Origin of the sequence: Dictyoglomus sp. (assembly GCA_025060475.1) — a bacterium.
Taxonomy (GTDB): domain Bacteria; phylum Dictyoglomota; class Dictyoglomia; order Dictyoglomales; family Dictyoglomaceae; genus NZ13-RE01.
Map to the genome: position 1 here is coordinate 48,281 of JANXBZ010000009.1, position 13,527 is coordinate 61,807.

Sequence of the window (13,527 nt, forward strand, 5' to 3'; positions counted from 1 at the left end):
CTCTACTATTACTATACTGGTACCTATCTACTAATCAGCTTAGAATAAATTGACAAGTCTTTAATTATTACCTAAACTAAGTTTTAGTATGAAACTTATTCCTGGATAGGAGGAAAGAATGAATCGCCAAGTAGATTACAGATTTGATCCCGAAAAAGATTTAACTTTTATTATTTACAATTACAACTATGCCTTTCCTTTTTCAAGTTTTCTCCCAGGAATTGCTGGCATTTTAGGGATACCAATGTGGTGCTTTTACGTGAATAGGGGACAATGTATTGCAAGTTTTGGATTTGAAACTAAAGATGGAGCAATTTTAGAATTTCATCCTGCTAATAAAGCCTATAGACTTACACCCATATATGGTTTTCGAACCTTTATAAAAATAGAAGATATTTTATATGAGCCCTTTTCGGAAAGATTTAAAAACTTTGAAATTGAAAATAAGATGAGTATTACCCCATATGATCTAACTATATATGAAATAAATAAAAATTTAAATCTATCTTGCGAAGTAAACTATTTCACTTTACCCTCTGAACCTGTAGGAGCTTTAATACGTATTTTTAATATCAGAAATCTTAGTAAAGAAAAAATAAAGCTTAAGATCATAGATGGACTTCCTCAGTTTCTACCCTATGGTTTAACCAATGAAGTTATGAAAAATATGTCTCGAACAATAGAAGCCTGGTATCGAATAGATAATTTAGAAGAAAACCTTCCTTATTATAGACTTTCTACATCCTTTCAAGATGTAGCAGAAGTAAAACCTATAGAAGAGGGACATTTTTACTTTGCTTTTTCTGAAGAAAAAAATCTTCTTCCCGTAGTTATTGATCCTGATATAATATTTTTCCCTTCGAGCGATTTTAGCTATCCTTGGAATTTTTCAAAAAAGGATTTTGAGTTGCCTAAGCCAGTATATTATGGAAACCGAACTCCCTCTGCTTTTTCTTATATATCCTTCGACTTAGATCCTTTTGAGGAAAGAGCAATAATTTCCTTTTTTGGAAGGGCCAATTCCCTTTCTCAATTAAAGGAGCTTGTTAAAAAATATACTAATATCGATTTTGTTAAGGCTAAAGCAGAAGAGAATAAATTAATTATTAGAGAAATTACAGATAAGGCTTTTGTTTATACTTCTGTGAAAGAATTTAATTCATATGTGAGACAAAGTTTTTTAGATAATGTATTAAGAGGAGGACTCCCCGTTTCCATTGAATATGAAAATAAAAAGGATGTTATTTATCTCTTTTCAAGAAAACATGGCGATTTAGAGCGAGATTATAACTTCTTTAGACTTGAAGCAAATTATTTTTCTCAAGGAAATGCTAATTTTAGAGATATAAATCAAAACAGAAGAAATGATATATACTTTAATCCTAATGTAGGACATTTTAACATTTTATACTTTATGAATTTAATTCAGCTTGATGGATATAATCCTCTCCTAATTAAAGGGGTAAAGTATATTTTTGAGAAAGAGAAAGAAAAGCTATCCCAATGGGTGGATGAAGATGTAAAAAGAGAACTAGAAAAAGTAATATATAAACCTTATATTCCTTATGATGTAATAAAAATCTTAGAAAAAAATAACTTTAAACTCAAAAAAGGAGATATAATTGAGTTTATATCCTTTCTACTTGTAAACAGTAAGAAAACCGAAGATGCAGAATTTGGAGAAGGATATTGGATAGATCACTGGTTTTACAATCTAGATCTTATAGAAAGCTTTGAATCTATATTTCCTGATAAAATGGAGGATTTATTACTAAACATAAAAGAATTTACATACTATGACAACTATGAAAGGGTACTTCCCAGAGAGGAGAGATATATATTAACGGAAAAAGGAGTAAGACAGTATAGAGCTTTATTTAAAGATGAAGAGAAGTTAAGACTTATAAATTCAAGAAATGTAGAACCTTATAAAGTAAGAAAAGATAATGGACGAGGAGAAATATACTATACTAATTTGTTTTCAAAACTTATAACCCTTGTTGCAATAAAATACTCAACTTTAGATCCAGATAATATTGGCATTGAAATGGAAGCAGGAAGACCAGGCTGGAATGATGCTCTAAATGGGCTTCCAGGGATATTTGGATCATCAGTAAATGAAACCTTTGAATTAAAAAGATTAATTCTTATGATTAAAAAATGGGTTGAGAAATATAATTTAGAAGAAAAGGAAATAAACTTGCCTATTGAGGTATATTCTTTACTAAATTCTCTTATGGAGCTTACAATTAAAAATCTTGATGAAAAGATTTCTAATTTTGAATTTTGGGACAAAATCTCAAAGGAAAGGGAGATTTATAGGGAAAAAATAAGATTTGGAATAGAAGGAAAAGAAATTTCAATAAAAATATCAGATCTTCTAAAGTACCTAAATCTATTCTTAGAAAAAATTGAAAGGGGACTAAAACAAGCATTCAATCCACAAAAGGGAATTTACTATTCTTATTTTTATTATGAACTTATTGATTATGAAATAATAGAAAAAGATGGAAAACTTGTTATAAAACCTAAGAAATTTGAAAGAAAAAATCTACCTTCTTTTCTTGAGTCCCAAGTACATTTCCTAAAATCAGAAGAAGATATACAAAAGAAGATTGAGATTATAGAAAATGTGAAAAAAAGTGACATATACGATAAAAAATTAAAAATGTATAAGCTGAACGAACCCCTTGAGAATACCTCTTTTGAGATTGGAAGAGTGAGAGCTTTTCTTCCAGGATGGCTTGAAAACGAAAGCATATTTCTTCATATGGAATATAAATATCTTCTTGAAATGTTAAAAACAGATCCAGGATATTTCTTTTATGATATGATGACCTGTCTTGTTCCCTTTATGGATCCTAAAATATATAAAAGAAGCATCTTTGAAAATGTATCCTTTATAGTAAGTAGTGCAAATCCTGATCCTAGCATTCATGGGGCTGGATTTTCTGCAAGACTTTCAGGAAGCACAGCAGAACTCTATAATATTCTTCTTCTAATTTCCCTTGGGAAAAATCCCTTTTATTTAGATGAAAATAAAAAATTAATCTTTAAACTTGAACCTAGTTTGCCTTCATTCTTATTTACTGAGAAAGATGAAGAAGTTGAGTACTATTCCAATGGAAAAGTATTAAAGATATTTATTCCCCAAAATTCTTATGTGATAAGGTTTTTAGACGATATTCTTATTTATTACATAAATCCAATAAGATCTTTTACCTTTGGCGATATTGCAAGAGGAAAAATTAAAGAATATATTTTATATCCAGATTTAGATAAAGATGAGAAAATAATAATTAAAGGAGATAAAGTTCCAGAACCTTATTCAAAGGAGATAAGAGAAGGAAAGTATAAAAAGATCGAAGTGATTTTAGAATAAAGAATATTATAAACAAAAAAGGAACTATTCGCCTTTTTCAATTATGCTTATTTCTTCCTCTGTTAGATCGTAAAGCTTGTAAACTAGGTGATCAATTTGTTGCTCAAAATAGGAGGTATCTGCTTGACAGCCTTCCTCTTTCTTAATTTTTATAATCTTGTCCACTAAAGATTCAATTTGGTTAATGATATTGAGATTTTGAGGAGTAATTGGAGGAATAGGAAGTTGCTCTAAGAAAGCTTTCTTATAACGATAGCCTTCTTCTCCTAATCCTCCTCCTGAATAAAACTTTTTGAAAATATAGGCTACGGGATTTGAATTTAAAATACCACAGAGATATTTAAGGTTGTTACCTGTCATAATGAAACCAGTAGCCTCAATATAAAATTTTTCTTTATCATAATAAAACTGAGGTTCTCTAACAATCTCTTGCCACACTATTTTTTCTTTTTCAAATTCTGGATAATAAGCTATATTATCTTGCGTCTCAAACCATTTATTGTTAGTTTTCTTTCTATGGCCTGGCCTTCCATCTTGTAAAAGTCTATCTCCAAAACCTTGTAGATAATCTTTTAGGGAAGGATAATTATTAATATTTAAGCTTAAAGCAGGAAATGTACTAATTATCCAAAGTCCCTTCCATTCATAGCAATATCTTCCAATATCTCTTCCTCTTAAAACAGGCTTTATAATATCTTCAGTCCTTTTTCTTTCCTCAATAGTTTTACAATTTTTCAATATCTTGTCTCTTGTTTGAGTATCTATTATAAAAGCTTCATTAAAGCCAGTCTTAATTCCAAAGTATATTTTTACATCCCATTCTTTTAATGGTTTTCCTAATTTTTCAATTTTCTCTTTTAATCTTAATATGCTGTAATCTGCAAGAATAAAGTTCTTTTCAGAAAATGAATTTTGTTCTATTTTATTCCAGTTTGATTTTATGTAGTCTATTACTTGAGTATGATTTGGTATAATGGATGGAACATTTACAAAGTTAACTTGATTATTACAAGGATGTTCTTTTTTAAATATTACTATGCAGGTATCTACTGTTTGTTCAAAAACAGAAAATCCACCAAAATCTACTATTTTTAATATTTGAGTATTATCTTTCAAGAATTTTCTTAAGCCTTCTCCATATTTAGCTCTCATCCATTTATTACTTGAGATAAAACTAAGGATACCTGATTTTCTGAGTAGATCAAATCCTTTCTCATAAAAATAAACATAAAGATCCGCTGTAGAAGAGTAAACCTTATATCCTTCTTTCTGCAAAAAAGGCTTTATATCTCTTATCTTTTCTTGTCTTACGTATGGCGGATTTCCTATTACAATATCAAAACCATCGGTTACTCCTAACATCCATTCTGGATCAAACCAATCTCCTTGAGCTGTTTGATCAAAAATATCAAAATTTGCTATTTTCTCTACATTTTCAGCGTTCCAACCTTCTTTTAGCAAGATCTCTTTTATTTTATATCTAATTTCCTGAGCTTCCTTTTGAAGTCTTTTTTTCTCATCTCTTGTCTTTATATTAAAATGCTTCTTATACAAATCTTTTAACTGTTCTTTTAAATCCTTTAGTATATGGTCTCCCATATTTACTTGATTGGTTTTTTCCAATCCTATGAGGGTATTTGCACATACAAATCTAGTTTCAAGATGAGGGAGAGGTTTTATTCCATAATTTTCTTTTTTTTCATCGATCTTTTGATCAATAAGTAGGGAGAGGAAAAATCTCAATTTACAAATCTGGACAGCAATAGGTTGTATATCTACACCATATATTGAGTTTTCTATCAAGTACAATTTTCTTGCGTAATCTGGATAATTTATACTCTCATCAAAGTTATCATTTACTTCTTTTAGGTATTTTTCCCTTTCTTCTTTATCTTTTATCTTAAGTATTTTTTCTATCTCATTAAGAGCTTTATTATACTGGAGTTCATACCAAAGTTTATTATCAGAGTCTATTCTATTGAGTATATATACAAGTTTGTGTACAACTCCCATTGGAAAAGCACCAGAGCCCACTGCAGGATCTATAACTTTTATTGAGTCTATAGCTTTTAAAAGAGCAAATTTTTCCTCCTCTTTTAAATCTATATCTTCTTTATAGGATAAGATTTCTCTTAGTCTTTCCTCTTTTATTTCTGTTTTTGTCTTAAAGTATTCTATTAAGGCTTCTTCTACCATAAAGTCTACAATCTCTTTTGGAGTATAGTAGGAGCCTGTAGCTTTTCTTGCTGTAGTTTGTGTTTCTGGATTGTAAGAGGCAAGAAGATTTTCAAAAATGTGTCCTAATAGCTCCGGATCAAGGGATACTTCTACATCTATAGGCGTATTTTCATCGGCAGTAAAATTATAATCATTAAGTATATTTATCAAGCCCCTTACTTTTACTATTCTTTTTTCTCCGTAAAAGTCTGATAAATCTTCAGTTCTTTCAGGAGAAAAGAATAGAAAATCTGGGACTTTTGCTCTTTTATCTTCTCTCCTTGAGAATCCATCTATATAATTTGAATCGTCATCAAGACACTCAAAAAGTCCTCCGTTTATAAAGGGTATCTTCTCAAAGATTTTTATAAACTCCCTTTCAGATATATTTAAATATTTTTCATACCTAAAAAGATTTTTTACTCCAAAATTTTTTCTATTTTCAGGAAAGCCTAAATCTTTAGCAAAATCCCTAAATTTTCTATCTTGATTTAGAGTTGCAAAAAAAAGATTTTGAAGAATTACATTATAATAATAATCTTTAATTCCAAAATCTTTTACTATATTTTTAAGCTCATTAGGTTCAAAGATTACTTCTGGAATAAGCTCCTTTTCTTTAAGAAACCATACGAATATTATCCTAGTAAGGAGTCTTATAAGATTCTCCTCAATTTTACCTCCTGGGAAATAAGCATGTTTTAAAGACCATGCGTACCAATTTTGAATTTCCGTATAGAATTCTTTTGTAATAGGTTGAGTGCTAAAAGCGTTTATTACGTTATCCAGGGTATCGAAGGTCACATCATAGAGAGCTTTTTTAAAGGTACGGTAAGGTTTGTTTTTTGTTACAAAATATGTATGCCTTTTGTAATAACTGAAGTCTCTTTTTACCCCAGAAAAGATCGAGTAAATTAAAGAAAAACGAAAATTTTGCTTTTCATCAAAAAATACAAATATACCAGCTTGAATAGCATCAAGTTTTAATAATTTTTTAGCAAATTCATATTGTTTCTTCTTACTACTTCTTTCACTAAGCTCTCCTGTTGTTTTTATGGCATAAACCTTTATTATATTTTTATCACTAAGGCTTTTTTCTCCTATTTCGTATACTTCCTCAAAAATTTCTTCTGTATAGGGAATATTTCTATCATAAACATTGAAGTTTGGGTCTTTTCCGACAAGATATGATTTTAAATTCTCTTTTGAAAAATTTTTTATTAGGTTATCTATTAAACACTCAAGCTTGCTAGACATTTTCTTAAGAATTTTGTATTTTTCTATTTTCTATAGCTATTATAACTTCCTCTGCATGATTCTTCAAATCTATCTTCTCCAAAAAGTCCTCTCCTATAATATCTTTTAATTCTTCTAATCTTTTTATTTTTTCTTCAATGCTCATTTTTTCCATTTCTACAATCTGAGATAAAGTAAAGTCTGACAAAGTACCGAAACTCCTAATATCCTCAAGTAAATTTGAGATAAACTTTTCATAAGGCCTTATGAGATTATTTTCTTTTCCTCCCCATTCCTGTAAAAGGAAATTAAGTAGGTTAAAGGCTTTATCTCTTAAGCTTTTCCCTTTAGGGATGTAAAGCCTCTTGTAAGCTGTTTTATCTAAAGTTAATTGGTAATTTCTCCAGAAATTTTCACTCAATGGTAAACTTTTTTCATCTTTATCTGCTATGATTTTTTCGTATACTTCTTCGAAAGTAGAGGAGATTGGTTGCTTCTCAAGATAATCCTTATAACCTACAAATAGGTCTTTGTTTTTCTTTATAAATACCAATAACTCGTCCTTATCTCCCTTTTTAGCTACTTTAACCCTTACTGGCATATTTTTTATCTCTTCTATAATATCAGGATAAGCTTTTTCTATATTTTCATATTGTTTCCTGATTGTGGTAAAGAAACTCTCCTCTTCATCGTCCATATAAGTATTTAGCCTTCTATAAAGTTCCGCAGGCTGTGGTTCTTCGTCAGGATCAAAGATTTTTGCATCTTCTCCCAGTACATGGTGAATCATAAACATCTTTGTCTGAGCAATTTCTTTTGATTTTACTATATCTGCCCCTTTTTCTGTGGGGAAAAAGTTTAGTATATATATCTCATCATATACTTTTTTTCCGATCCTATTTATCCTTCCCACTCTTTGGATTACCCTTACAGGATTCCAGGGTATGTCATAGTTTATTACAACTCCAGCTCTGTTTAAATTAAATCCTTCAGAAAGTTTATCAGTAGTTAACAATATGTAATACCTATCTTCTTGATTTTTGTACTGGGCATCAAAATTCTTGTATATATCCTCGATTGTTCTTCTGCTCAGATCACCATAAGCAGTAAGAAGAATGTCTTGAAAATGCTTTTCTAGAATATTTTTTATATATATGGCAGTATCTAGATATTCCGTAAATATAACCACCTTTCTGTTTTTAAGAAGGTAAAATCTTATTTCTTCTATAAGTTTTTCTGACTTTGGATCTTTTTCTAACAATTTAAGATTTTTAATCTTTTCAATTAATCCATTGAATAAACTAAGATCGTTTTCTATATCAGCTATAAATTTAGTTTTTTCTTTAAATTTATCTAAATCATATACTTTATAATATTTACTGTTTATATTTTTATTTTTTAAATCTTCCTCATATTTTCTTAATTCTTCGAGAATAGCATCTGGATCTGCAGTTATAAGATCATCCATTAGTTTTCTATCTAAAATGAATTTATTTGTCTTTCTTACAAAATCAAGAGCAGTTTCATGCACATCTCTAAATCTTTCAATACTTTCTTTAAATGCTCCAAAACTACTTTCAAATCTTTTCACAAGTAGCCTTCTCATGAAATCATATAAATTTCTTTGATAAGTGTATAAAAATTGTTCCTCGCGGGAAATTTTACCTTCATATATTTCCTCTAATAAAGATTCTTGTTCAGTTTCCTCATAGCGAGCAGGAAAATAAATTGCACCTTTAAATATTCCTCCTTCTTCCAAAGGAGCAAAGGTTTTTATTACCTCATCGTAAAATTCTGACTCTTCTTTTGTGAGTTCAAAAAAACATTCTATGGGATCTTTTACCTCAGGAAGATCTATTTTTTCCCCATAGTATTTTAAATCAAGCCTATTTCTTCTTATAACTACAGGTTCTAGAGTGGCTCTGATTTCTTCAGCAAGTTTCTTTGTAAGAAATTTTACTTTACTTATCTCTATTTTGTCTTCTCTAAAAATTTCTTGATAATATCTTTCTGCTCTTTTTTTTCTTTTTCTATCCCTTGAATTCCAATAATTTTTTATATAAGCAAGCCTATAAAAATATATTTGATAAAAATTAAATTTTCCTTCCAGATCTTCATCCAATACTATGGAAGATCTTCTAGGAACTGTAAAAAGTTTTAGAAGAGAAAATAGATCAGAAGGTCTATTATTAAAAGGAGTAGCAGTTAACAGTATTACTGTTTTTCCCCTACATATCTCCTTTAGGTACTGATAACTTTGAGTATCTTCATTTCTGAAACGATGAGCTTCATCTACTATTATTACCTGTATATCTTCTTTATCTTTTACAAATTCAAGAACTTCTTCTAATTTTCCTAAGGATCTTACCTCCCAGTCATATAATTTAAAATCTTCAAGATATTTTCTCCAACCTGAAGTTTTATTCTCATCTCCTACAAGATGGGGAGGACATATGACAATACCTCTTTTCCCTAAGGACTTTGCCACAAGACAAGCGATTACAGTTTTTCCGAGCCCAACTACGTCAGCTATTATTGTTCCTCCATGAGCCTCACAATTTGCAAGAGCTTGAGCTACAGCTTCCAATTGATAGTTATAAGGTTTGTAGCCCTTTTCTATCATTAAATCTTCTAGTTCTCTCTTTATTATTTTTCCTTTATGAAGCTCAAGGTAAGTTTTTAATAAATATACATAAGCGGCAAAGGGAGAAATTTCTCTAAGCAGTCCTTCCTTTTTTATAACATGTATTACTCTGTTTATATCTTCTTCTGTTAAATCTATAGCTTTATTCCAAAGTTCATCGAAGTATCTTTCTGCCTCCTCAAATCCATAATCCTTTACTTCTACATTAAATTCATCCTGAGATTCAATGCCTGCTTTAGTAAGATTACTACTTCCTGTGATAAAAAGATTAGGAATTATAGTTTTTACTGAATCATCCATTTTGAAAAGGTAAAGTTTAGCATGATTAGGTTCTAAGGTTTTTTTAAGTATTAGTTTCTCTTCCTTTAAGAGTTTTATATAAAAATTAGCTTGCTCGTAAACCTCAATATTATCTAAATCTTTAGAATTGAAAGCTTTTCTTAAAGATGTAAATAATTTTTCCTTAACTTTATTGATATTAAATATATATTCCTTAATAGCATTTTCATAAATTCCCCAAATTCCCTCATCTATATCTAATCCTACAAGAATCTTAATATGTCCTTTTCTCAATCTTCCTTCTTCATCTAATTTTCTTAAAGTCTCATATATTTCCTTTACCCCTGAAAAATAAAAAAAGCCAACAAGAAATTTTAATTCTTCACTCTTATATATGAGCTCTTTTAGTCTCTTCTTTAAAGATTTTTCTTCGGAATTAGTTATAAATACACTCATAATTTTATAAAAATTTTACAATTTCTTGGAACAATCTTCAACTATAAAGAGTAGTGTTTTAACATACATTTTTGTGTTATAATTTTTGGAAAAAGTGTTACCATGTAAAGGAGGTATTTAAAATGCATATACCTGATGGATATTTGGGACCTCAGACCTACGGAAGCTTGTTTGTAGTAATGACTCCTTTTTGGATAAAAGCTTACAATTATATCAAGAAAAATCTTAGAATAAAACAAATTCCACTTATAGCTCTTGGTGCCGCCTTTTCTTTTGTAATTATGATGTTTAATATACCTATACCTGGAGGAACCACAGGGCATGCAGTAGGGGGCGTATTACTCTCTATTCTTTTAGGTCCATGGACGACTTCTATTATAATATCCATTGTTTTAATAATTCAGGCACTAATATTTGGCGATGGTGGAATAACAGCTATTGCTGCAAATTGCTTCAACTTAGGGATAATTATGCCTTTTGCAGGATATTTTGTTTATAATATTTTAAAGGGTAAAGAACCATTAAACTCTAAAAAAGGATTAATTTCTGCGGGAATAGGAGCGTATGTAGGATTGAATATGGCAGCTTTAGCAACAGCTTTTATGCTTGGAATTCAGCCATATATTTCAAAGGCAAGTGATGGAAAGCCTCTTTATTGCCCCTATCCCTTACATGTTACAATACCTGCTATGATGATAGAACATCTTTTTCTTTTTGGTTTTATAGAAGCTATCATTACTGTTCTTGTTTTAAGTTATCTTATAAAAACAAATATGATAAAGGAGTGGGAAAATGTATAAATTATGGAAAGGCATAATAATATTAGTGATATTATCTCCTTTGGGAATAATTCTTCCATATCTATTTAATGCTGGTGCTGCATGGGGAGAATGGAGTTCGGAGGAGATTAAAGAATTTATTGGCTATGTACCTGAAGGTCTTGAAAAATTAGAAAAATTAGGAAAACCATTGTTTCCAGATTATAATTTAAAAATTTGGGAAGAGGCGGGTTTATTGGAACAATCCCTAGGATATATAATTACTGGACTAATAGGTGTAGGTATAGTAGTATTAGTAACGTACTTATTGGGAAAGATTGCAGTAAAGAATAAATAAAATGGGTAACTTTATAGACAAGACCTTAGATGAGTTTAATAAAGTATTAAAGTCTTTTCTTCTTTTTGAAGAAAAAAAAGAATCCTTTTTATGTAGTATAAATGAAAGGATAAAAATTGTCATTCTTCTTTTTATTCTTATAATTATTAGTCTTTTGCAAAGGATTGAATTAATCATAGCTTTTTATTTATTAAGTATAATTATAGGATATTTAGGAAAAATTGGGGTAAGAAACTTATTAAGAACCACATGGATATTTATTCCTATCTTTACACTTATTATTGCCCTTCCCACAGCTTTTATTAATCCTCTGAATTTTTCCTTTGGTTTTACAAGGGAAGGGCTATTAAATGCTTTAAGGTTTGTACTAAGAGTTGCCACATCTATTTCTTATATAAGACTTTTAATTCTTTCTACTTCATGGATAAAAATCTTATCAGGATTAAGAGGGATTGGTATTCCATCTCTTATCATAACAATAATTGCTATAACCTACAGATATATATTTCTTCTCTTAAAAATAGGAGAGGATTTATATTTTGCTAAAAAAAGTAGAACAATAAAAATAAATCTAAAAAGGGAGCATAGTTTTACGGCAAATAGCATTGGCATTATGGCAATAAAAAGTCATGAACTTTCTAAGGAAGTTTATCAAGGTATGCTTTCTCGGGGTATAACAAAGGATTTTTCCTTTTCCTTTGAAAGTAAAATTTCCATGAGAGATATTGTTATTTTAATTTCTGTAATATTTATTATATTGATTCTTTTTTTGATTTTCGAAGGAATAAAAATATGAAAGAAGAATTAATTTTTAAATTGGAAAATGTTAGTTATTATTATCTTGATCATAAAGTTGCCCTTTCTTCTATAAGTCTAGAAATTTATAAGGGTGAAAAAATATGTATACTTGGTCCCAATGGTTCTGGAAAGTCTACTCTATTAAAAATTCTTGATGGACTTCTATACCCTAAAGAAGGAAATTTTTTTGCTTTTTCTCAAAGAATAACTGAAAAAACTTTTAATAATCATGATTTCAATAAATTTTTCAGAAAAAATGTAGTACTTCTGTTCCAGAATGTAGATGCTCAACTTTTTTCTCCCAGAGTAGAAGATGAAATAGCTCTTAGCTTAATTCAACTCGGATATAAAAAAGAGGAAATAGAAGAAAAGATAAGAAAAATATCTGAATTCTTTAGAATAACTCATCTTTTAGATAGAGCTCCCTTTCAACTTAGCGAGGGAGAAAAGAAAAAAGTAGCTCTTGCGTCTTTGCTTGTGATAGAACCTTCAGTAATTCTTCTTGATGAACCTACTAATGAACTTGATCCAAGAAGTAAGAGAGAACTTATTAAATACGTAAAAGAATTGCAGTCTGAGAACAAAACAACAATAATAGCTACTCACGATTTAAATATAATATCTGAATTGGCAGAAAAAGTTTATATTCTTGGAGAAGATAAAAGAATAAAAAGATATGGAAAAGTAGAGGAAATATTGTGGGACAAGAAATTTTTAGAGGAAGTTAATTTGATATAAAAAGTACAACTAATCCAATTCACACTCACAATATTCTTTAGATGCTTTTTCAAAAGATTCTTTACCTTCCTTAAAAGAAAAATAAGAAATTCCTAATGCTCCTATAGAATCTATATAACTTATTTTTAAAGATTCATAAAGTAAACTGGAAAGAAGGAGTATAAAAGACAAATATAAACAGGTTTTTGTGCAATAGGCATCAGCAATTATAGCGTCAGAGTTAAGTTTCTTGCCCACATATAACTTTAATTTTATAAGTATATACATGACTATTATAGAAATTATCGATATAATAATCCCCCAAAAAGTAGTTTCAGGTTTATTTCCAATCACTAAATTTACAAAAACTGATAAAGTTAATCCTATAGAGAGGATATAAAAAGATGTTCCTGTAGTTTTTAAAGCAACTTTCTCAAAATTAAAATTTCTCTCTTTATTTCTTAAAGTTCTAATTATCATGTAAAAAATTCCAAGGCCAGACAAGACTTCAATGAAAGAATCAATTCCGAAGCCAAAAAGAGCTAGCGTCTCATCTTTGGCTCCAAAATATACTGAGAAAAGACCTTCTAGGATATTATAAAAAATAGTAAATAAAGATAGAACTAAAGCAAATTTCCATAATTCTTTATCTTTCATATTTTATTCCCTCATTTAATCAATACTA

The 13,527-nt window shown here is 29.3% G+C and carries 8 protein-coding genes; 5 read left to right on the forward strand and 3 right to left on the reverse strand.

Annotated elements, in window-relative coordinates; genetic code table 11:
• Positions 1-118 precede the first annotated feature (118 nt).
• Complete coding sequence (locus NZ841_06195; GenBank protein ID MCS7202346.1) at positions 119-3,382, forward strand: hypothetical protein; 3,264 nt, start codon at positions 119-121, stop codon at positions 3,380-3,382.
• A gap of 24 nt (positions 3,383-3,406) precedes the next feature.
• Here the strand turns inward: NZ841_06195 and NZ841_06200 are convergent, their stop codons facing one another.
• Positions 3,407-6,853 (reverse strand): Eco57I restriction-modification methylase domain-containing protein, encoded by a 3,447-nt coding sequence (locus NZ841_06200; GenBank protein MCS7202347.1) that lies wholly within the window; start codon positions 6,851-6,853, stop codon positions 3,407-3,409.
• Positions 6,854-6,857: 4 nt separating this feature from the next.
• Positions 6,858-10,211, reverse strand: a complete 3,354-nt coding sequence (locus NZ841_06205; protein ID MCS7202348.1) for a helicase-related protein — start codon at positions 10,209-10,211, stop codon at positions 6,858-6,860.
• Between the two features lie 122 nt (positions 10,212-10,333).
• Here NZ841_06205 and cbiM point away from each other — a divergent pair, with 122 nt between their 5' ends.
• The 4 genes from cbiM to NZ841_06225 are packed head-to-tail and all read left to right on the forward strand — an operon-like array spanning position 10,334 to position 12,863.
• On the forward strand, positions 10,334-11,011 hold the full coding sequence (gene cbiM, locus NZ841_06210) for a cobalt transporter CbiM (GenBank protein MCS7202349.1): 678 nt from the start codon (positions 10,334-10,336) through the stop codon (positions 11,009-11,011).
• Positions 11,004-11,327, forward strand: coding sequence for a cobalamin biosynthesis protein (locus tag NZ841_06215; protein MCS7202350.1), 324 nt, complete (start codon positions 11,004-11,006; stop codon positions 11,325-11,327). The genes cbiM and NZ841_06215 overlap by 8 nt, the downstream gene beginning before the upstream one ends.
• Before the next feature lies 1 nt (position 11,328).
• A complete protein-coding gene (cbiQ, locus tag NZ841_06220) occupies positions 11,329-12,123 on the forward strand; it encodes a cobalt ECF transporter T component CbiQ (protein MCS7202351.1) in 795 nt (264 codons plus the stop codon).
• The gene (locus NZ841_06225; GenBank protein MCS7202352.1) at positions 12,120-12,863 is read left to right on the forward strand and encodes an energy-coupling factor ABC transporter ATP-binding protein; all 744 of its coding nucleotides are present in this window, start codon (positions 12,120-12,122) and stop codon (positions 12,861-12,863) included. The genes cbiQ and NZ841_06225 overlap by 4 nt, the downstream gene beginning before the upstream one ends.
• A 9-nt stretch (positions 12,864-12,872) precedes the next feature.
• Here NZ841_06225 and NZ841_06230 read toward each other — a convergent pair whose 3' ends face one another.
• Entirely contained in the window at positions 12,873-13,499 is a 627-nt protein-coding gene (locus tag NZ841_06230) for a cation transporter (GenBank protein MCS7202353.1), read from the reverse strand.
• Positions 13,500-13,527: the final 28 nt, after the last annotated feature.

What these genes read in the sequence shown, in the direction of transcription:
- NZ841_06230 (MCS7202353.1), bottom strand. Translation starts at nt 13,499, where the DNA reads ATGAAAGATAAAGAATTATGGAAATTTGCTTTAGTTCTATCTTTATTT.
- NZ841_06200 (MCS7202347.1), bottom strand. Translation starts at nt 6,853, where the DNA reads ATGTCTAGCAAGCTTGAGTGTTTAATAGATAACCTAATAAAAAATTTT.
- NZ841_06225 (MCS7202352.1), top strand. Translation starts at nt 12,120, where the DNA reads ATGAAAGAAGAATTAATTTTTAAATTGGAAAATGTTAGTTATTATTAT.
- NZ841_06215 (MCS7202350.1), top strand. Translation starts at nt 11,004, where the DNA reads ATGTATAAATTATGGAAAGGCATAATAATATTAGTGATATTATCTCCT.
- cbiM (MCS7202349.1), top strand. Translation starts at nt 10,334, where the DNA reads ATGCATATACCTGATGGATATTTGGGACCTCAGACCTACGGAAGCTTG.
- NZ841_06195 (MCS7202346.1), top strand. Translation starts at nt 119, where the DNA reads ATGAATCGCCAAGTAGATTACAGATTTGATCCCGAAAAAGATTTAACT.
- NZ841_06205 (MCS7202348.1), bottom strand. Translation starts at nt 10,211, where the DNA reads ATGAGTGTATTTATAACTAATTCCGAAGAAAAATCTTTAAAGAAGAGA.
- cbiQ (MCS7202351.1), top strand. Translation starts at nt 11,329, where the DNA reads ATGGGTAACTTTATAGACAAGACCTTAGATGAGTTTAATAAAGTATTA.